Annotated in this window: 15 protein-coding genes and 3 pseudogenes; 12 read left to right on the forward strand and 6 right to left on the reverse strand. The window is 54.6% G+C overall.

The genetic code is table 11. The annotated features are described in order from the left end of the window. The first annotated feature begins 35 nt into the window (after positions 1 to 35). The 4 genes from EXY20_RS00090 to EXY20_RS00105 are packed head-to-tail and all read left to right on the forward strand — an operon-like array spanning position 36 to position 3,140. Positions 36 to 788 carry an amino acid ABC transporter ATP-binding protein gene (locus EXY20_RS00090; RefSeq protein ID WP_135546368.1) on the forward strand — a complete coding sequence of 251 codons (753 nt, stop codon included), beginning with the start codon at positions 36 to 38 and terminating at the stop codon, positions 786 to 788. 2 nt (positions 789 to 790) lie between these two features. Continuing rightward, positions 791 to 1,696: a transporter substrate-binding domain-containing protein gene (locus EXY20_RS00095; protein ID WP_167858900.1), complete on the forward strand. Its 906-nt coding sequence runs from the start codon at positions 791 to 793 to the stop codon at positions 1,694 to 1,696. Further along, positions 1,693 to 2,394, forward strand: a complete 702-nt coding sequence (locus EXY20_RS00100) for an amino acid ABC transporter permease (protein WP_135546373.1) — start codon at positions 1,693 to 1,695, stop codon at positions 2,392 to 2,394. Before EXY20_RS00095 ends, EXY20_RS00100 begins: the two co-directional genes overlap by 4 nt. A 14-nt stretch (positions 2,395 to 2,408) precedes the next feature. Continuing rightward, on the forward strand, positions 2,409 to 3,140 hold the full coding sequence (locus tag EXY20_RS00105; RefSeq protein ID WP_135546375.1) for an amino acid ABC transporter permease: 732 nt from the start codon (positions 2,409 to 2,411) through the stop codon (positions 3,138 to 3,140). A gap of 168 nt (positions 3,141 to 3,308) precedes the next feature. On the opposite strand, the gene EXY20_RS00110 is transcribed toward EXY20_RS00105, so the two are convergent. Next, positions 3,309 to 3,866, reverse strand: a complete 558-nt coding sequence (locus EXY20_RS00110; protein ID WP_135546377.1) for a dihydrofolate reductase family protein — start codon at positions 3,864 to 3,866, stop codon at positions 3,309 to 3,311. Between the two features lie 152 nt (positions 3,867 to 4,018). Between EXY20_RS00110 and EXY20_RS00115 the strand changes: the two are divergent. Together EXY20_RS00115 and EXY20_RS00120 are read left to right on the forward strand one after the other, a co-directional pair. Then, positions 4,019 to 4,367, forward strand: a pseudogene (locus EXY20_RS00115) (L-dopachrome tautomerase-related protein); the annotation flags it as partial. Continuing rightward, positions 4,354 to 4,773: pseudogene (locus tag EXY20_RS00120) on the forward strand (group II intron reverse transcriptase/maturase); the annotation flags it as partial. The pseudogenes EXY20_RS00115 and EXY20_RS00120, both read left to right, overlap by 14 nt. A gap of 151 nt (positions 4,774 to 4,924) precedes the next feature. On the opposite strand, the gene EXY20_RS00125 reads toward EXY20_RS00120, so the two are convergent. Both EXY20_RS00125 and EXY20_RS00130 read right to left on the reverse strand, forming a co-directional pair. Continuing rightward, positions 4,925 to 5,827 (reverse strand): hypothetical protein, encoded by a 903-nt coding sequence (locus tag EXY20_RS00125; RefSeq protein WP_135546379.1) that lies wholly within the window; start codon positions 5,825 to 5,827, stop codon positions 4,925 to 4,927. Positions 5,828 to 5,915: 88 nt separating this feature from the next. After that, positions 5,916 to 7,958, reverse strand: a complete 2,043-nt coding sequence (locus tag EXY20_RS00130) for a transglycosylase domain-containing protein (RefSeq protein ID WP_135546381.1) — start codon at positions 7,956 to 7,958, stop codon at positions 5,916 to 5,918. Between the two features lie 59 nt (positions 7,959 to 8,017). On the opposite strand from EXY20_RS00130, the pseudogene EXY20_RS00135 reads away from it, so the two are divergent. After that, a pseudogene (locus tag EXY20_RS00135) lies at positions 8,018 to 8,254 on the forward strand (sigma factor); the annotation flags it as partial. 222 nt (positions 8,255 to 8,476) lie between these two features. Here EXY20_RS00135 and EXY20_RS00140 read toward each other — a convergent pair. The 3 genes from EXY20_RS00140 to EXY20_RS00150 form a co-directional block, all read right to left on the reverse strand. Then, positions 8,477 to 9,244 carry an SDR family NAD(P)-dependent oxidoreductase gene (locus EXY20_RS00140; protein ID WP_135546383.1) on the reverse strand — a complete coding sequence of 256 codons (768 nt, stop codon included), beginning with the start codon at positions 9,242 to 9,244 and terminating at the stop codon, positions 8,477 to 8,479. 17 nt (positions 9,245 to 9,261) lie between these two features. Beyond that, a complete protein-coding gene (locus tag EXY20_RS00145; RefSeq protein ID WP_135546385.1) occupies positions 9,262 to 10,410 on the reverse strand; it encodes a mandelate racemase/muconate lactonizing enzyme family protein in 1,149 nt (382 codons plus the stop codon). Between the two features lie 77 nt (positions 10,411 to 10,487). After that, the gene (locus EXY20_RS00150) at positions 10,488 to 11,117 is read right to left on the reverse strand and encodes a GntR family transcriptional regulator (protein ID WP_167858901.1); all 630 of its coding nucleotides are present in this window, start codon (positions 11,115 to 11,117) and stop codon (positions 10,488 to 10,490) included. 4 nt (positions 11,118 to 11,121) lie between these two features. On the opposite strand from EXY20_RS00150, the gene EXY20_RS00155 reads away from it, so the two are divergent. The 5 genes from EXY20_RS00155 to EXY20_RS00175 all read left to right on the forward strand — a co-directional run bounded on the left by EXY20_RS00155 (position 11,122) and on the right by EXY20_RS00175 (position 18,483). Then, a complete protein-coding gene (locus tag EXY20_RS00155; RefSeq protein WP_135546389.1) occupies positions 11,122 to 11,829 on the forward strand; it encodes a GntR family transcriptional regulator in 708 nt (235 codons plus the stop codon). Positions 11,830 to 11,934: 105 nt separating this feature from the next. Further along, positions 11,935 to 13,473 carry a HAMP domain-containing sensor histidine kinase gene (locus EXY20_RS00160; RefSeq protein WP_135546391.1) on the forward strand — a complete coding sequence of 513 codons (1,539 nt, stop codon included), beginning with the start codon at positions 11,935 to 11,937 and terminating at the stop codon, positions 13,471 to 13,473. A 37-nt stretch (positions 13,474 to 13,510) separates the two neighbouring features. After that, positions 13,511 to 15,088, forward strand: a complete 1,578-nt coding sequence (locus EXY20_RS00165) for a DUF3369 domain-containing protein (protein ID WP_135546393.1) — start codon at positions 13,511 to 13,513, stop codon at positions 15,086 to 15,088. Between the two features lie 33 nt (positions 15,089 to 15,121). Beyond that, positions 15,122 to 16,003, forward strand: coding sequence for a cyclic nucleotide-binding domain-containing protein (locus EXY20_RS00170; RefSeq protein ID WP_135546395.1), 882 nt, complete (start codon positions 15,122 to 15,124; stop codon positions 16,001 to 16,003). Positions 16,004 to 16,113: 110 nt separating this feature from the next. After that, positions 16,114 to 18,483, forward strand: a complete 2,370-nt coding sequence (locus EXY20_RS00175; protein WP_167858902.1) for a helix-turn-helix domain-containing protein — start codon at positions 16,114 to 16,116, stop codon at positions 18,481 to 18,483. Positions 18,484 to 18,941 lie beyond the last annotated feature (458 nt).

Consider the following 18,941-nt stretch of genomic DNA (forward strand, 5'->3'; position numbering starts at 1 on the left):
GAATGACAGTCGAAGGAGGAGGAGGAGAGAGAGGTATGCTCCGAATAGAGGATATTCACAAAAAATTCGGTGCGGAGGAAGTGTTGAAAGGCATCTCCTTGCAGGTCCGGCGCGGAGACGTTGTTTCGATTCTCGGGCCCAGCGGATCGGGCAAAACGACGCTGCTCCGATGCATCAACTTGCTGGAGCGTCCCAATCGGGGGAGGATCGCCATCGGTGACGTCAAGGTCGATGTCGACAAACTGACACGACATGACATTTTGCGGCTGCGACGCAAAACCGCAATGGTGTTTCAATCGTACAACCTGTTCGCCAACAAGAACGCCCTGGAAAACGTCATGGAAGGATTGCTGGTCGTAAAAAAAATGAGCAAGGCAGAGGCGAAGGCCAAAAGTCTCGCGCTACTCAACAAAGTCGGCCTGGCCAACAAAACCGATCATTATCCGTCGCAGCTGTCCGGCGGCCAGCAGCAGCGGGTCGGCATCGCAAGGGCGCTGGCGCTTGACCCGGAAGTCATTTTGTTTGACGAGCCGACGTCGGCTCTTGACCCGGAGCTTGTCGGGGAGGTGCTGGAGGTAATCCAGCAGATCGCCCGGGAAGGCGTAACGATGATAATCGTCACGCATGAATTGAATTTTGCCCGAGATATTTCTACCCAGGTCGTGTTTATGGAAAACGGGCACATCGTCGAACAGGGCGAACCGCAGCAGATTTTCGTCAACCCGCAACAGCAGCGGACAAAAGCGTTTATCGGCAACCGCATCTTGAACAACAACAAAGGAGAATGAATATGAAAAAGTATTGGACAGCCTCGATTCTCGCAGCGGTAATGGCACTCTCGGCATGTGGCACCAGTTCGAACGGCGGCTCTTCGGGCAGTTCGCCCAGCGCAAGCGGAAGCGCTTCTCCGGCACCGTCCAGCGGCTCGCCGTCGGCTGCTCCCGTCAATGTAACCGTATTGAAAGTGGCGCAAAACGCGGTGCCGAATCCTCCGTTCAGTTCGCTGAACGAAAAAAATATCATGGAAGGCTATACAGTCGAATATTTGAAGCTATTGGACGAGCGTCTGCCGGAAATCAAGTTCGAGTACGAACAAATCGCCCGCGAAGCGATGCTGGTCGGCGTAGAGACGGGCAAATATGATTTGGCCGCCAACTTCTATTACCGCAACCCGGAGCGCGAAGCGAAATATTTATTCGGCCAGACGGAATACGGATATTCACTGAACGCGTTGATCGTCAAAGACAGCCGCAACGATATTCACAGCCTGGACGACATGCGGGGCAAAAAATTGACGCCGATGAGTCCATCAACCGGCTTGCGCACGCTGGTCGTCGATTATAACAAGAAAAACACCGACAACCCGATTTTGTTCAACGATATCGATGCCGTGACCGACGCGGAATCGGTGCAATGGGTAGCCAAAGGCACCTACGACGCTTACCTGACGAACAAGACCGTGTTCGACAACGTTAACGCCCAGTTGAAGCTGCCGCTCAAAATCGCCACTTTTGTCTCGAAGGAGCCGATCTGGGTGCTGTTCAACAAAAATAAATCGGCGGTTGCGACGCGATTTGACGAAGTAACCAAAGAAATGATCAAAGACGGCACGCTGCCTGCGCTTTCCGTCAAATGGTTCGGCATCGACATGTTCCAGTCGCTTGAAACGGTGAACAAGCCGTATCAGTTCAAATGATTAATGTCACCGAGCTTGTTAACGCCTTTTGGAAGCTTCTTCCCAAGCTGCCGCTGACGTTGTCGTTTACCGTCCTGACGCTGATCGGAGGCATCTCGCTCGGCTTCGTACTCGCTTTGGCTCGCATCTTCCGCATTCCGGTCTTGTCGCAAGCCATTGTGGCGTATATTTCGTTTATGCGCTGCACGCCCGGCATCGTCCAGTTGTTTTTGATTTTTTACGGTTTGCCCAAGCTGTTGCCGCTTATCGGCATCGATGTCAGCTCGTGGAGCAACTTTACGTTCGCGGTCATTTCCTTCGCCTTGCATTGCGGCGCGGTGTTATCGGAGGTGATCCGTTCGGCTTACTTGGCCGTACCCGCGTCGCAGCATGAAGCTGCGAGCGCGATCGGCATGTCGTATACCCAAGCGCTGCGGCGCATTCTGATTCCGCAGATGCTGAGCATCGCCATTCCGATCGTCGGCAACAACGCGATCACGATCTTCAAGGAATCGTCGCTTGTATTCACCGTCGGCGTCATTGATCTGATGGGCCAGGCACAAATCATGATCCAGCGCAGGCACGGGATTACGCTGCTTGAAACGTATTTGGCCGTATCGTTTATTTACTGGTTCTGCGCCATGCTGTTCGGCCGATTGCTGGCTTATTACCAACGCCGCAACGAACAGAAATACAAACTGATGGCGAGAAAGGCGTAGGAGGGAGAAGCCGCATGTTGCTGGATTGGGACTATATGTTGAGCAAACTGCCCGCCATCCTGGAGGCTCTCCCGCGAACACTGTTGCTGGTATTGGTGTCGGCGGCGGCCGGATTTGTGTTCGGTTATCTGCTCGCCATGGTCCGTTCTTATCGGGTGCCTGTATTGGCGCAAATGGCCACTGCCTATATTTCCATTTTTCGCGGTGTGCCGCTGCTCGTGCAAATGTATGTGGTCTATTTCGGCTTGCCGGAATTGTTTACTTACGTCAATGAGCTGTTCGGTATCGACTTGCTACCGTCTGAATTTAACAAAACGCTGGTCGCACTGCTTATATTTTCGCTGTATACGTCGGCTTACCAAGCTGAGGTGTGGTACTCAGCGCTGCATGCTGTGGATTACGGCCAGATGGAAGCCGCTTATTCGATCGGCATGACGCTGCCGCAGGCAATGATGCGCATTTTCATTCCGCAGGCACTCGTCAGCGCGATTCCGAATTTCGCGAATTTATTCATTTCCTTATTCAAACAAACGTCGCTGGCGTTTACGATCAAGATCGTGGACATCATGGCAGTCGCCAAACTGGAAGCAGGCGCCACATATCGCTATCTGGAGATGTATGTCATTGTCGCTCTCGTCTATTGGGTCTGCATCCTGTCGTTTGAGAAATTGTTCTCGTATTTGGAACACTTTTTTCGGAACCAGAAAAAACATCAGGCTGTATACACGAAAAAAGGCAGGGCCTGACGCCAAAACCATTACGGTCGTCCGATCGCCTGTATTAGGGCCACCTTCTCGGTGGCCTTAATAATAATGCATTTTCTAACACCTTCGCAGTCACGGCGCATGCGCCGATTGCAGCGACGTGACTGCGAGGGCGCTATTCCTGCGTCTCCTTGGTTGGTTGCGTCGCGTTCAGAATACGCGGTAGTGGAGGTGAACAACGCCACTTCGGAAGCGGCGCTCACCGAGCAGTTCGAGCCGCATGCGGAGGTTGTCCGGCAATGCTCGCTTACCTCCACCCAAGACGATCGGATTAAGAAGCAAATGACACTCGTCGATCAGACCAACCCTCATCGCCTGCCCGGCAAGCTCGGGACCGCCAATCGTAATGTCGGCTCCCGAGGACTCCTTCAGTCTCCGGATCGCATCAGGATCGAATTCGCTCTCGATCCTAGTCCTGGCGCTTGAAATCGCCTGAAGCGTCCGGGAATAAACGATCTTCTCGGCTGCTCGCCAAATCTGCCCGAATTCCTGCCTTATCTCCGGTTGATCGCCGCTGGCGCCCGCCGTTTCCCAGTACACCATCATCCCGTACATTCTGCGACCGTATAAATAGGTGCCAATCGGCCGCTGGAGGTCAGTCCAGAACGCATACGTCTCGTCATCGGAGATCCCCCAATCGATATTACCGTGCTCGTCCTCCATGTACCCGTCCAAAGATACGTTAGCAGCGTAGATCAGCTTAGCCATTTATATCGCCCTCCAATAGTATGACCGTGTCGAACTGAATCGTCACCGAATGAACTTATTCCTTTTAACTAATAGACGAATGAGAGATAATAAAATCATCGATTTACACGAATTTTTTAGTGCGAAAGACTATTCGCGAAGAAGATTGAACAAAGTATTTCGGTAAATTTGAGGCGTTTTTTTAATTTTACGGAGCCATGCCTACAGGCGTTACTGTTTCTGAAACTGGGCGCATTTTTATTTGCTTCCAAGATGGGGAGACGATGTTAAATTTACGGTGGCTTAAATCGTTCGCGGTACATTACAGCCTTATCCTAGTTTAGACGCTAAATTGGTAAGCCAATCGAATTTACGGAAAATGTTGTCCTGCCAACCACTCATCTGAATGATGTCCAATTTGATTTTCGTGTTGGTAAAGCAGGTTATGCTTATATAACGGATTCGTCTTCCCGAGGACCAGGAGCCATTATTGTCGTTGAGGAAAACGATGCGTTCGCGCGAAGAGCAGAGACAGCAGAAAATCTCGTCAGAGAGCTCACGGCAAAGAGAAGCGGTGAAGCCGCCAGGGTATGCCGGAGCGCCGAGTTCTATGTCGGCACAAGTCGCCCCCTCCTCTCGAAAAGACCAGAACGAGCTGCTGGAGCGGATGCTCGAAGGAGAAACCTTCGACTCGCCTACAAGCGAGTGTTACAAAACGGAGGAGTGCCCGGCGTGGACATCGTAAACGGTAGCCGAGCTACAAACGTACCTGAAGACACACTGGGAGACGGTGAAAGCCGAACTTCTCGCGGGAACGTACAGACCGGTGCCAGTCAAACGGGTGGAAATCCCCAAACCCGGCGGCGGCGTGCGGCTGCTCGGCATCCCGACCGTATTGGACCGCTTTCTCCAGCAAGCGCTTCTGCAAGATATTGTCGAGGCACACAGTTATTTTAAGGCAAATAAGATCCGCGTTTCCGATATCTATTTAGGTCCGGGAGAACGTTCGTGGCACAGCGCTGAAAAACGCCATTCATCTATCCTTCACTGACAGGAACGGTTGAGATGAGATGCTCTCCTCAATCGTTTATGCCGCCATGACCTTTTGCTTCCGGCTTGGCATGTCCCTTCTCATCCGCTTTACCGCGGGATTGGGAGCCTTTATCTTGCTTATTCTGGTCTTTCTTGCCCGGTTTGCCGCCGTCATCTTCACCTTGTTCGTCGTCATCGTGGCGGTCCGCTTTCGCTTCTTTTGCTTCAACTTCGATCTTGACGTTCAGTGAAATGCCATTTAACTCGAACCAGTTAGCAAACGCAGTCGAAACTTGCTGTTGCGCATTCGGCGCTTTGAGGTCGATACCGGACAGCAGCGTACGGATCCAATGCTCTGCGGCATCGCCCTTGAGCAAGAAACCGTCGCGGCCTTTCGGCGTCATTTTGATCATCGACGTGCCGTTGTTTTGGTCGCCTTTGTCGTGAATATCCATGTTGAAGTCTTTGCCTTCAATCTTGATATGCAGCTCGGTCCATGGCGCGTCCGCCACTGTCGGCACCATCGTCGATGGGGTTGCCGATACGTTTGGGTTTGGAGTCGGGCTCGGGTTCGGGTTCGAACTTGGGCTCGGCGAAACCGTTGGCTCCGCGCCGCTGCTCTGATTGTCCAACGTAACCGCTTTGATATAGGCAGCCTGGTTCTTCGCGTTTAAAATCAATTCGACCTTTACGCCTGCACCGATATCGCTTATTTGTGCTTTATGGTCATTAAGGAAAACCCATACCGTTTTCGAGATCGGTATCGTTTTGTCGCTACCGTCATCGGTCGTCACCGTTAATTGATCATGCGCGGAATCAATCGTTTTGACCGTTCCGGTTACGGTCGGCGAAGCTTCGTTTGCCTGGGATTCTCCCGCGATCGAACGTACACCGAACGCAATAATGACGGCGCATAATAATACGATTCCCCATTTTGCCCATTTTTTCATTTTTTTAACTCCTATTTAAGTTTATTAGAGCCCTGTCTTTGATATCTTTCGTGGGTGATTCCTCATTTTCAGGGGGGCATTAAGGCGGTTATTTCTTATTCCCTTTGCCCTTGCTCTTTTTCTCATCGGCTTTATCGGCAGCTTTTGGAGGTGCTGGGGGACCTATGGCTGGACCGGATGCGGGGGGCTGCTGCTGTATGAATTGCACCGCGGACGATGGGAACGGCACGATCGGCACATCCGCTAAAGCTCGGCTCATGATTTGACGAAACAGCTCAGCAGGGACAGCCCCACCAGAAGTCAGCAAATAATGATCACGATCCGTATGGTCGTATCCGACCCAAATTGCCGCCGTAAGCTCCGGCGTATAGCCGACGAACCATGCGTCCTTTGCGGCATTTGCGTCCAACCCGGCAAATTCCTTCGTGTCCGGCAGCTGGGTCGTGCCGGATTTGCCAGCGACCGGTCGGTTCATCGCCGCATTCTTACCGGTCCCACGGGCAACAGCGTCCTGCAGCATATAGGTCATATTAGCAGCCGTGGTTGGCTGCATCACTCTTTGTGCCGTAGGCTGCGCATTGATCAGCAAATGTCCATCGGCCGTTTCGATCTTTTCGATCGTATGGGCTTTATGCAGGTTCCCTTGTGCGGCAAAAGCACTGAATGCTTGAGCCATCTGCAATGGCGACACCCCCTCTGACAGGCCGCCGAGCGCTATAGCCAGCTGGCGATCCGCCTTCGGCAGATCAATGCCGAGCTTGGAGGCAAACTGCAAGCCGGCATTGATGCCGATCTGGTTCAGCAGCCATACGGGTGGTATGTTCCATGAACGAACGATGGCTTCAACCATCGATACTTGACCCCTGGATTGGTGATCCCAGTCCTCCGGCTGATAACCGGCGATATTCAGATTGCCGTCATAGAGCATGGTTGCCGGGGTATAACCTTTTTCGAGTGCAGGACCGTATACGATAATCGGCTTAAAGCTCGAACCGGGCTGACGCCGCATTTGAGTGGCATGGCTAAACCCGCGAAACACCGTGTTTCCGCGCCCGCCGGCAACCGCGCGAATTCCTCCGTTTTGTTGATCCAGCACTACGGCGCCGCTTTGAATGAGCTGTCCATCCATGCTTTTGGGAAACAAACTATCGTCTTGATAGACGTCCGTTACTGCATTTTGCACCTTCGGATCAAGGGCCGTTGTAATCTTTAGCCCTCCGGTCAGCAACTGCTCTTCAGTAAACCCATAGAGATCGACCGCCTCTTGGATAACGGTGTCCACATATGCGGGATAGCGGCCCTTCAAATCGTCTGTCTGAGGTTTTTGGATCACTCCGAGCGGCGCTGCCTTCGCGTTTTCATAATCCTGCTCCGTAATTTTTCCCTGATCCTTCATCAACGCAAGTACCGTGTTGCGCCGCTCCAAAGCCTGCTCTTCATTTTTCATCGGCGAATACTTGCTCGGGGCTTTTGGCAGCGCCGCAATCAATGCCGATTCCGGGAGCGTTAAATTCTGTACGTTTTTGCCGAAATACGTTTTGGTCGCCCCTTGCACACCCCAGCTTCCTTCGCCGAAGTAAATGCTGTTTAGATAGGTTTCCAATATATCGTTCTTGCTGTAGGTCCTATCGATCTTCAGCGCATAGGCGGCTTCTTGCAGCTTGCGGCCGATCGTTTTATCCGCATGGAGAAACATGTTTTTCGCCAGCTGCTGGGTTATGGTGCTGGCTCCTTCGGAGTAGCTTCCCATCACCGTATTTTTCACCACTGCACGAAAAATGGCTTGAATATCGACGCCGGAATGGTCGTAGAACCTTCGGTCCTCTACTGCAATTACCGCATCGGTCAGACTTTTCGGCATTTGAGATAGCGGTACTGGGTCGATTTTCGATGAAGAGAGCTGCGAGGCCGGGCTGCCGTAACGGTCCAATATCATGGTAGGCATCGGAAGCGGTTGGCTGAGCTTTGAGACATCCAGGCTTCGGATATAGGTATCTAGCGATATCACCGCCGCTGCTCCGAGCGACAAAGTAATCATACTTAGTCCAACCCAAAAGCGGCCTTTCTTCCAAAAAGGCCGTTTCAAAGAGCCGCTTTTTTTTGTTTGCTGTGGAAATCGTTCACGTTCCATTGATCTTCCCCCTGTTTGTGCTATAGGTATTCGCAGCGATGAGAGGGAATGGGTCGTAGGCGATCGAGTCGTTCAGCCCGGACAAAGGCACGAAGCTGGCCACCTTTGCCGCGCGTTGCATCGAGAACGAAATTCTCATGCACCTTCGCTCCCTGAAAAAATCGCGCAAAGACGTGCCGCTGCACGACCCGATCGGCACGGAAGCCGACGATGTCGCGGAAAAAGTGCAGCTGAAAATCGAAAAGTCGAAAATTTACAAAAACCTCGATATATTGGATGATCGTGAGAAGGAAGTCGGGCCTGCGCGGAGCAAATAAGCCATGTTTTGCCATTTTTTGTTGGCTATTCTGGTTACCCATTGTGTTTCACACCAATAGCGGAGCGGAAGGGTTGCTCTGAAGGGGAATCAAGTATCATAAGCCAACAATCAGGCTGGTTGCTGGCTGAAGCAGCTTGTGTTTGTTTCGTAAGAAAAAGAGCGATCTTCAAAATAAGATCGCCCTAACCGAGTGTTTCCGCTATAATTCTGCCGTCATTCCCCCGTCGGCGACGAGGGTGGCTCCCGTCATGAACGAATTATCCGCGCTCGCCGCAAACAGGACCACCGCCGCGATCTCTTCCGGTTGCCCGACACGCCCGATGGGCTGCGACTGGTCCCACTGCCTCATAATTTCGTCGCGCGGCGTATCCAGGTTCCTTACGCTGCTCTCCAGCATCGGAGTCTGAACGGCGCCGGGCAATACCGTGTTCGCGCGAATATTTTGTTTGGCGTAATCAAGGGCGATGGCTCTCGTAAGGCCAACGATCCCCGCTTTGGAAGCGGAATAGGCGGCGTAGCCGTCCAGCGTGGCCAGCGCATGAACGGAGCTGACGTTGACAATGGCGCCGCCGCCTTGCGCGAGCATCGAAGGGATGACGGCCCGGCAAAATAAAAATACGGATGTCAAATTGTTGGTGATGACTTGATTCCATTGCGACAAACTCATGTCGTGCAATCTGACCTGCGGACAGACGGCGGCATTGTTCACCATGACGTCAATCCGGCCGAACGAACGAAGCGTCTCTTGAATCACTCGCGCAACATCGTCTTCCGCGGACACGTCCGCTGCCACGGCAATGGCACGGCCGCCGTCGGCCACTATTTCGTCGGTTACGGCTTGCACTTTGGCATATGTCCGGCCGACAAGGACGACCGATGCGCCCGCGCTCGCGAAGCGCAACGCGATGGCGCGGCCGATTCCGCCGCCTGCGCCTGTCACGATGACCGTTTTATGCTCCCAACCCATCGCTGCACCCCCGCTTCTCACTCGACTCGCTCCCGCTTTTCCCAGCCCTGCTTGAATAAAGGCAGCCAGTGGCCGGGGTGGTAAGGGTATTTGGCCGCTTCCTCCAGGTTGATCTCGACGCCGAGGCCCGGACGCTCCGGCGGCTCCAAGAAACCGTCAACGACTTTGAACGGAGGAGAGAAGATGTCCTGCGCCCAGGAATGGTTGAAATCGTCAAAGATTTCGTGCAAATAAAAATTCGGGGTCGCCATGTTCAAATGGGAGCAGACGATGGAGCAGATCGGGCCTTGCGCGCTGTGCGGCGCCGTCACCCCGTTGTGCGCATGGACCATCCCGCATATTTGCTTCGATGCGCCAAGCCCGAGGAACTGCGGCTCCAACTGGATGATGTGAACGGCATCGTGCTTCAGCAACTCGGCGAATTGCTCTCGGTTGTAATAATCTTCGCCGCACGCGACCGGCACCGGACTGCGTCTCGCCACTTCGACGACCGAAGAGACACGATAGGGCGGAACCGGCGCTTCGAACCAGGTCGGGCTGTACGGAGCCATGGCGTCCGCGAATTGCAGCGCCGTATGCACGCTGAAACGGTTATGGCCTTCGATCAAAATATCGACATCGGGACCTACCGCTTGCCGGACAGCGGCGATGTTCCGGATGGCCTCTGCAAAATCGGTTCTTTCCACGGTTCGCCAAGCGGCGCCGAACGGATCGAACTTCAGCGCCGTATAGCCCTTGGCGACGACTTCCTTGGCTTGCGTGTAGAAGCTTTCGTCGTCCGCGCCTCCCCGATACCAGCCGTTGGCGTAGCAGCGCAGCTTGTCGTGGCACCTGCCGCCCAGCAGCTTATAGATCGGCTGACCCGTCGCTTTGCCCATAATATCCCAACAAGCCGTTTCGATCGCGGCCAGCGCGGAGCCCTGGACCTGGCCGCCGTCCGAATAAACGTCGCGAATCAGTTTGAGCGCGATCGTCTCCACGTCGAACGGGTCCATCCCGAGCACAAGATGCTTCAACTCGTGAACGGCCGCTTCGACGGTTTTGGCCAGCCCGTTTAACGTTCCTTCCCCCAGGCCGCTAATCCCTTCGTCTGTATCGACCTGTACGAACAGCCAGTTTTTCCATGGATTTCCGACTATATATGTACGAACGTCTGTAATTCGCATGCTGCCAACCTCCTCGTCAGGATGAGTTAAACGTAACACGGGAAGATTAGATACTCAAGATGTCACACTTGTATACATCAGAGCATGACTTGTTTGACGAACTCGATATGATTGCGCATCAATCGTTCGCTATCCGTCGGATCGTCGCCCGCAAGCGCGTTCCGAATCTGCCTGTGTTCGCCCAGGCTGCCCCACAAGCGTTCCTTGTTCTTGTAGAACGTCGTTCGCACAGCGATCAAAAATTTGTCCTGCATTCGCGACATGGCCTCGGCGTATTCCTCGTTGGCCATTCCCGCAACGATCGCTTCGTGGAATTGCCGGTCCAGCTGTACATAACGGACGATGTCCCCGCTTGCCGCCGCGTCGTCTTGTTTGGCAAGGTTACCGTCGAGAATCGAGAAAAACGACTCGTCCATCTTGCCGGTAAGCTGCCTGACCGCAAACGTTTCAAGCGCCAGCCTCAGCTCGTAAATGTCCAAAATTCGTTTCAAGGAGATCTCTTGCACAACGAATCCCTGATTCGGAACCAGTTTGACCAGCCCCATCATTTCGAGTCGGTCCAAAGCCGAACGAATCGGCGTTTTGCTCATTTGCAGCTGCTCGCCTAGCCATTTCTCCGAAAGAAATGTCCCTCCTTGCCATTCGCCCTGGACGATGCTCGTTTTGATTCGGTGAAAAGCCGCATCCCGCAATGTGGTGCCGTTCATTGACATGGCTCGTTTGCTTCCTTTCTTCGGTTTCTTGATTTACGATAAAAGAAAAACGATTCCGGCAGGAAGGAAGAGAAGCTTGGGTCATCCGTCCTTGCGTCAACAAGCATACGAACAAATCCTTGCCATGATCGAAAGCGGAGAGCTTACGAAAGGCGGAGCAACCTCCGAAGTCCGACTTAGCCAAAAGCTTGACATGAGCCGCACCCCCGTAAGGGCGGCGCTTCAGCAGCTGGAATGGGAGGGCTACCTTCGAATCGTGTCGAAACATGGCGTCCTAGTTCTGGACTCTTCGTCGCAGCGGGTCGGAGATTTGCTCGATCAGATCGCTGCGATGGCTTTGTTTTCGGTCAGTGTGGCGTTTGCAACCAGACCGGGTGAATTGCGCGATCTGTCGCGCGAGTTGACGGAAGCTTTCCAAACGGTTCGCGACGCTTCCGTGCCCGACACAAGCGAGCTTCTCACGTTTGAGTACGATCTGTTTCGCAGGCTGATCCTGTTAGGTAACAATAACGAAATGGCGAAAACTTATCAATCCTCGATTTCGCGGTTATTCTGGCATCGGAATGATGGGCGTTGGTTTGCTCCTTATCGTACCCAAACCGATGAGCAAGTCGGGGTCCTGATTCGATCGTTTGGCCTGGATGCGGAAGCTTACCGCAACGCGTTGTTCGACTACTTGCGAACGCTGAAGATGACATGGCGATAAGGCTGGCGACATGGCGTCATTTTTTGCGGTTGGCTTATTGTGGCATTTTGTCAAAGCATGCTACTATGAACATAGTTCTGTCGATGCAGACGTTCATAGAAGGAGATGGAGGAACTGCGACGCAATGTATCCATGCGGCAAAAAATTGTCCTCATTTTCACGCTGGTCATTATTGTGCTGGCTTTCAGTTTCGTCGGCTTCGACTTCTACACGATGCGCAAGACGGTCGAAGAAACGTACGTGTCCCAGTTGGACGGCATCGCCACGGCGATAAACGGCCGCTATGAAGAGGCGCATTCGGCCGAAGACGTGCAGCAACTGTTTGATTACCTCCGCCGCAAGAATGAGAAACTCGTCAAGCTGACGCTGATCGGCAAGGGCGGCGCCGTGCTCGCTTCGACCGACAGCGCCGCAATCGGCGCGAAACCGCCGACGCCGGATATGGCCGAGTTGCTGGAGCGGCGCCAAAACATCGTCTCCCATATCAAAGGCGATAACGGCAATCCGCAAGTGCGGCTGCTGGCGCCGATGTTCGAAGGCAGCACGGCGATTGGCGCCGTTGAAGTATTCCTGGACTCGTCGCATGAGGAAACGATCGTGAATAAACGCGGGCGTTTGCTTTTTATTGTCGCTTGCTTCGTCATTCTGGTGGCGATCGGCTCCTTGTCGCTGGTCATCCAGAGGCTGCTGATTTCGCCGCTGCTTATCTTGCGCAAGTCGGCAATCGCCGTTCAACACGGGGAGCGCCATGTTCAGTTATCGCTGAACAGCGCCAGCCGCGAAATCAACGAGTTGTCCGATGCCTTTCGCGATATGGTGCACAAGCTCGAGAGCCGTTACGAGGAGCTGCAAAACGCGCAGAAACAGCTGGTGCAATCGGAGAAGATGGTTGCGCTCGGAAGCCTGGTCGCCGGCATCTCGCATGAAATCAATACGCCGGTCGGCATCGGCGTGACGGCCGTTTCGTTCCTCGATCAGAAGACGAACGAGTTCGCGGTTTCGTTCCGCGAGAACAAGGTGAAACGCTCAGATGTGGAGACGTATCTGCGGACGATCGGCGATTCGATCGCGATCATTCGGACGAATTTGCAGCGGGCCTCCGATCTGGTGCGCAGCTTCAAGCAGGTGTCCGTCGATCAGTCGAGCGAGGCCAGACGTACGTTTCGGGTGAAAGAGTACCTGGAAGAAGTGCTGCTCAGCCTTCACCCGCGCCTGAAAAAAACGCATCAACAGGTCGTCGTCGACTGTGACGAATCGATCGAGATTACGAGCTTCCCCGGCGCCATTTCGCAAATCGTGACGAATTTGCTGATGAATTCGCTCACCCACGCCTACGAACCGGACGACGAAGGGACGATTCGCATCGCCGTCGCCCGGTCCGGTGACAAGCTGACATTTCGTTATTCGGACGACGGCAAAGGGATGGAGCCCGACGTCGCGAGCAAAATGTTCGATCCGTTCTTCACGACGAATCGCGGCGGCGGCGGAACGGGGCTTGGCATGCACATCGTATACAATTTGGCAACCCAGACGCTTGGCGGGACGATTCACTGCGAAAGCGAACGCGGAGTCGGCACTACGGTGACCATCGAATTTTCCGTGGCGAAAACCGGCGGTGCGAGCGCATTGGCCCGCAAGGCATAAGGCGCTGCGTTCGATAATGAAAGAGGAGGGATGGGCGATGCGTGACGACATACTGTCCGAGAAAGCGCAGGACGAGGAAGAGTGGTTTTTGGAAGACGAGGCTGAGGAGTCGGGCTCCGCGCCAGCGGTGGCGACGGATTACTGGAAAATTATTATTGCCGACGACGAACCGGAAGTGCATCATGTCACGAGGCTCGTGCTGAGCGATTTTGAATTCGACGGCAAGAAGCTGCTGTTCCTTGGCGCGTCGTCGGCGCGCGAAGCGGAACGGATGCTCGAAGAGCACCGCGACACGGCGGTTATTTTGCTGGATGTCGTCATGGAAGAGGACGATTCCGGGCTCAAGTTGGTCAAATACATACGCGAACAGCTTCGCAACCACGCGATCCGGATCATTTTGCGCACCGGGCAGCCGGGCCAGGCGCCGGAGAAGCTGGTCATCATGGAATATGATATCAACGATTACAAAGAGAAGACCGAACTGACGAGCCAGAAGCTGTTCACGACGATCGTTGCCGCGCTGCGCTCGTACCGCGACATCAAAGTGATCGAAAGCAACAAAAACGGGCTGGAGGAAATTATCCAGGCGTCTTCGACGATCTTCGAGCTTCAATCGATGAAAAAATTTGCCTCCGGCGTGCTGACGCAGCTTACTTCGATCGTGCACCTGCACAAAAATGCGCTGCACTGCTCGCTGGCCGTGACCAAGGACGGGTCCGACATTTTCATTCTTGCGGCGAGCGGCGACTTTGTCGTGCCGGAAAGCCACAAGCTGCGCGATGTGGTCGACGATACGATTGCCGGCGATATCGAACGCTCGTTTACGGAGAAAACGAGCCATTTCTTCAATGACCGGCTCGTCATTTATGTGCAAAGCAAAACCGGCATCGAAAACGTGATTTATCTCAACGGCTTTCAGTCGCTAAGCGAGTGGGACCGCTACCTGATCGAAATTTACTGCACCAACGTCACGATCGCTTTCGAGAACATTTACCTCAACCAAGAGATTGAAAATACGCAGAAAGAAATCATTTTTACGATGGGGGAAATAACGGAGACGCGGTCGAAGGAAACCGGCTACCATGTCAAGCGGGTGGCCGAATATTCCCGGCTGCTCGCGCTGTCGTACGGATTGTCCGAGGAGGAAACGGAAACGCTCCGGCTCGCTTCCCCGATGCACGACGTCGGCAAGGTGGGAATTCCGGACAGTATCTTGAACAAGCCGGGCAAGCTGAGCGACGAAGAGTTCGGGATCATGAAGTCGCATGCCGCGATCGGCCACAGCATGCTGAAGCATTCGCAGATCAAGCTGCTGAACGCCGCGGCGACCATTGCCCATCAGCACCACGAACGGTACGACGGCAGCGGCTATCCGAACGGGCTGAAAGGGGAGGAAATCCACATTTTCGGCCGGATTACGGCGATCGCCGACGTGTTTGACGCACTCTGCAGCGAGCGGGTGTACAAGAAGGCGTGGGAGTTGCCGGATATCATCTCCTTGTTCCGGGAAGAGCGGGGGAAGCATTTTGATCCCGTGCTGGTCGACATTTTCCTGGCCAACCTCGACGCCATGGTGCGGATTCGCAACGAATATTCCGATGACAAGGTATTTTGACGCAAACAGCGGGTAAAGGAGAACAAGCTTATCATGGTGGAACAAGGGCTGGAACGGATGAACGGCGAAGCGGCAAGCTTTCGTCAGGGGGAAACGATTTTCCGCGAAGGCGAAACGGGCCGGCACATGTACGTGCTGACAGAAGGGGCGGTGGACATTTATATCCAATCGGGAGGAGCCCGCATTCCGGTTGCCAGGTTCGCGCCGGGCGACTTCTTCGGCGAAATGTCGTTGCTCGAAGGTTTGCCGCGCAGCGGCACGGCGGTAGCGGCAGCGAACAGCAAGCTTGTTGTGCTTGACGAAGCTTCCTTCCGGAATCTTGTCTCGGAGGATAGCGCATTGGCGATGCGGATCATGAAATCATTGTCGCAGCGGATTCGGAATCATAATCAGGAGCTTACCGAGCGCATCGGCAACGATCTTCAGGACGTTTCGGCGCATCTCGGCAACAACGCCTCCGGCATTCACCGGGGGATCGAAAATATCGCCGCGTCGGCGGCAGAAATCGAGATGAACGAAAAACGGCTTGCCGAAGAGGTCAAGGACGTGAAGCAGCTGTCGGAGCAGATCGTATCCACGCTCGGATTCCTGCAGCAGGTCGCCCGGCAAACTCACATCCTCGGGCTCAATGCCGGAATCGAAGCAGCCCGAAGCGGAGAATTCGGGCGGGGCTTCCAGGTCATTGCCGAAGAAATACGTCACTTGTCCAAGCAGTCGAAGGAGAACGCGGAGAAAATATCGCTGCTCACCGAACAAATCGGCGGCAAAATCGCCCGCGTCGCCCAAGCGTCCGAGGACAGCGCCCGCCGAAGCATCGAACAAGCCGAGGCAACGCGGCAGATGGTCGAAGCAACGGGCGAGGTTACTCAATTGGCGCAGCGGCTCGAACAACTTTCCGAATCGTTACAAGCCTGACCGTTTGCATCATTGTGGGCGGCGACAGGCGGTGGTATCATAAGAGCGAAACACCATACATTTCGCCTGTTGACGCGAACGATCGGCCGGGCAAGCCGGAGGGGATGCGCATGAAATGGATTGGGGACATTCGCTCGAAAAAATACTTTTTGCGTATTCTGCTGACGATTGCGGCGACGGTGGTCGCATTTTTGACCGTGTTTTTCGGCGTCACGTACGCCAAGTCGAAGTCCGCGGTCATGAAGCTGCAGCAGGAATCGGTGCGCAACGTGCTCGGCCAGGTCGATTACAACATCGACAATCTCGGTCAAATGGTCATCAACCTTGCCATTTCGTCCTTTGCCGACCGCAACATCACGACGTTGATGAACGCGCGCGAGCTGGAGACGTTCGAGCTTACCGGCAAACTCGAAACGATGGACAAAATCGTCGCTTCCAACTCCTATTTGCATTCGCTGCTTGTTTATAACGGATTCAACGGCTGTTACTTTTCGACCGCCGATTCTTCGATGGTTTCCTGCGGCAACGGCCCGAGCTGGGCCGCCGCAGCGGAGAACAACGCGCTCGCGCGCTTCCTGCGGAGCGGCGAGCCCGTCGTCAAGCTGGAGCTGGTGCCGACCGACTACGATCCGAACAGCGGCATTGTGCGCTTGTTCTCCGTCTTCATGTACAAATCGCTGGACGCTTATCATTCCGGCGAAAGCTTGTTGATGCTGAACATCCGGCCGGAATGGCTGTTCGACAACGTACGTACGATCAACACGCTCGGCGGCAACGACCAAACGCAGTTTTATATCATGAATGCGAACGGCCAGTTCTTTACGTCGGGCGAGCAGGGGCTGCCGGGCGAAACGATCCGTTCGGCGATTGCGGCGCGCATCCGCGATCACGGCGCGGGAACCGATTATTACTTGGCAACGCTCGATGGCGTGAAGTCGATTGTGACGTTCAGCCGCTCGCAGACGAACGGCTTCAGCGTCATCAACATCCAGCCTTACGCGACGGTATTTGGCGCCATCGATACGATCAAACGTTTTTTTATCCTGATGCTCGGGTTGTTCGCCGCCTGTTCCATCGCCGTGTCGATCTGGTTCGCCGTCCGCCTGTATCGGCCGGTGCACAGCCTGCTCGACGCCATCCGTCCGGAAGGGCGGGGCGAGCCGCCGGGACCGGTCAAGGACGAGTTTCTGTTCATGTCGAATGTGTACCGGAAGACGCTGCTTGCGCTGGACGAGTTCCGCGAGAAGCAGCGGGTGAACCGGTCGATCGTGCACCATTACAAGCTGCGTCAGTTTTTTGCCGACAGCGAAGCTGTCGAGGCGGCGGAAGCGGAGCAACTGTTCGGACCTGCAACCGGTTCGGCGGAGCTTGGCGAAGCCGGCGCGCGTTACGGCGTCATCGTGCTCAAGTTCGACGATTACCGTTCGTTCTGTACGATGCGCAAGCAAGCGGAGCAGCAGCTCATCCGGTTCGCCGTGACGAACGTGTGCAACGAGATCGTCGGCCGGTCGTTCGCCGGGCAAGCGGTCGACATGCGCGGCGATCATTGCGCCGCCATCGTGCGTTTGCCGGAAGGCGCCGACTGGATGCCGACGGTCGCCGGCATGATGGAGGAACTGCAGCAGGTGATGGCGTCTTACTATCACATTTCGTTGACTGCGGTGATTAGCGAAACGTACGGCGATCTTCGGCAAACGTCGGCCGTTTATGCCCGAACGGAAGAAAGCGCGCTCTATCGGCTCCTGCTTGGCAAACGAGCGATTATCGCGCCCGCCGACATCGCCCGCCTGCGGCAAGAATCGGCGGAGCGGGTGCCGCTTCCCGCCGATGCGGAGCGCAGGCTGGCGGAGCATATTCGCGCCGGCGACTTGCCGGCGATCGAGGCGAAGCTGAGCGCCATATTCGAGCAATTGGCCAAACACGATTACGATTCGGCGGTCAACGCCATTCTGCACGTCATCGTCGTCGCCAATCAAACGGTGCACGACATCAATCGGCTGACCCCCGACGCGGGACGGGCCGCGATCGATATGAAAGCGTTTCAGATGGTGTTCGAGCAGGAAACGCTCGACGACGTGTTCCGCCAGCTCATGCGAATGTTTGGCGGCATCGCCGGGCAGCGGACGAGCGACAAGGCAGTCCGGCAGGATGTGCTTGTCGACACGATGAAGGAAATTGTGGAAGCGCACTATATTGAGCCGGAGATGGGCCTTGCTTTTATCGCCGAGAGCATGCGCATGACCCCGGCCTATGTCGGCCGGCTGTTCAAAAAAATCGAGCAGGTGTCGCTGATCGATTACATTCACGAAGTCCGGATGAAGCATGCGATTGTTTTGCTGCAGAACGAATCGTACAGTGTAGCGGAAATCATGCGCAAGGTCGGCTACTCGAACGAAAGCCATTTCTTTAAGCTGTTCAAGCGCAAAACCGGCGTAACGCCGAACGAGTACCGCAAGAAAGGGTTATACCTGCTGCCGTAAAAGCAGGCAAACGGAAAGACTGGTCGTCCATAGGGCGCCGGTCTTTTTTTGATTTTGGCCGCGGGACAGGAAAGCAACGTTTCACACTCTGGCCGCTGCGCGGAAGGGTTGCTCCTCCGATCGCTTCTTGTTTTCGGATGGTCGGAATCCACGAGGCCAAGGTAACCATCCGAAAACAAAGGCGAACGCTAACGCTTCTCCAAAGCAACCTTTCCGCTCCGCTACTTGTGTGAAGGAAGCTTCTTATTACGGCCGCGGCATCATGTCGGGGCGGGGAATCAAATAGCCAATGAAAAATGGCTTATTTGCTCCATTTCGCCTCCCTCGTCGGAAATAGCCAGTGAAAACACTGGCTATCTCAACCCTGGAGCCCGAAAATCGACCATTTCAAAGAAATAGCCAGTGATTTCACTGGCTATTTCGGAGAGGCAGCCCGTTTTTAGCGAAATAGGCCATAA

The organism is Paenibacillus cymbidii (assembly GCF_004764705.1).
Taxonomy (GTDB): Bacteria; Bacillota; Bacilli; order Paenibacillales; family NBRC-103111; genus Paenibacillus_AN; species Paenibacillus_AN cymbidii.

Excerpts from the sequence above, each read along its gene's own strand:
- EXY20_RS00130 (WP_135546381.1), bottom strand. The coding sequence starts at position 7,958 with ATGGAACGTGAACGATTTCCACAGCAAACAAAAAAAAGCGGCTCTTTG.
- EXY20_RS00095 (WP_167858900.1), top strand. The coding sequence starts at position 791 with ATGAAAAAGTATTGGACAGCCTCGATTCTCGCAGCGGTAATGGCACTC.
- EXY20_RS00140 (WP_135546383.1), bottom strand. The coding sequence starts at position 9,244 with ATGGGTTGGGAGCATAAAACGGTCATCGTGACAGGCGCAGGCGGCGGA.
- EXY20_RS00090 (WP_135546368.1), top strand. The coding sequence starts at position 36 with ATGCTCCGAATAGAGGATATTCACAAAAAATTCGGTGCGGAGGAAGTG.
- EXY20_RS00165 (WP_135546393.1), top strand. The coding sequence starts at position 13,511 with ATGCGTGACGACATACTGTCCGAGAAAGCGCAGGACGAGGAAGAGTGG.
- EXY20_RS00155 (WP_135546389.1), top strand. The coding sequence starts at position 11,122 with ATGGCTCGTTTGCTTCCTTTCTTCGGTTTCTTGATTTACGATAAAAGA.
- EXY20_RS00160 (WP_135546391.1), top strand. The coding sequence starts at position 11,935 with ATGGAGGAACTGCGACGCAATGTATCCATGCGGCAAAAAATTGTCCTC.
- EXY20_RS00110 (WP_135546377.1), bottom strand. The coding sequence starts at position 3,866 with ATGGCTAAGCTGATCTACGCTGCTAACGTATCTTTGGACGGGTACATG.
- EXY20_RS00175 (WP_167858902.1), top strand. The coding sequence starts at position 16,114 with ATGAAATGGATTGGGGACATTCGCTCGAAAAAATACTTTTTGCGTATT.
- EXY20_RS00150 (WP_167858901.1), bottom strand. The coding sequence starts at position 11,117 with ATGAACGGCACCACATTGCGGGATGCGGCTTTTCACCGAATCAAAACG.
- EXY20_RS00145 (WP_135546385.1), bottom strand. The coding sequence starts at position 10,410 with ATGCGAATTACAGACGTTCGTACATATATAGTCGGAAATCCATGGAAA.
- EXY20_RS00170 (WP_135546395.1), top strand. The coding sequence starts at position 15,122 with ATGGTGGAACAAGGGCTGGAACGGATGAACGGCGAAGCGGCAAGCTTT.
- EXY20_RS00100 (WP_135546373.1), top strand. The coding sequence starts at position 1,693 with ATGATTAATGTCACCGAGCTTGTTAACGCCTTTTGGAAGCTTCTTCCC.
- EXY20_RS00105 (WP_135546375.1), top strand. The coding sequence starts at position 2,409 with ATGTTGCTGGATTGGGACTATATGTTGAGCAAACTGCCCGCCATCCTG.
- EXY20_RS00125 (WP_135546379.1), bottom strand. The coding sequence starts at position 5,827 with ATGAAAAAATGGGCAAAATGGGGAATCGTATTATTATGCGCCGTCATT.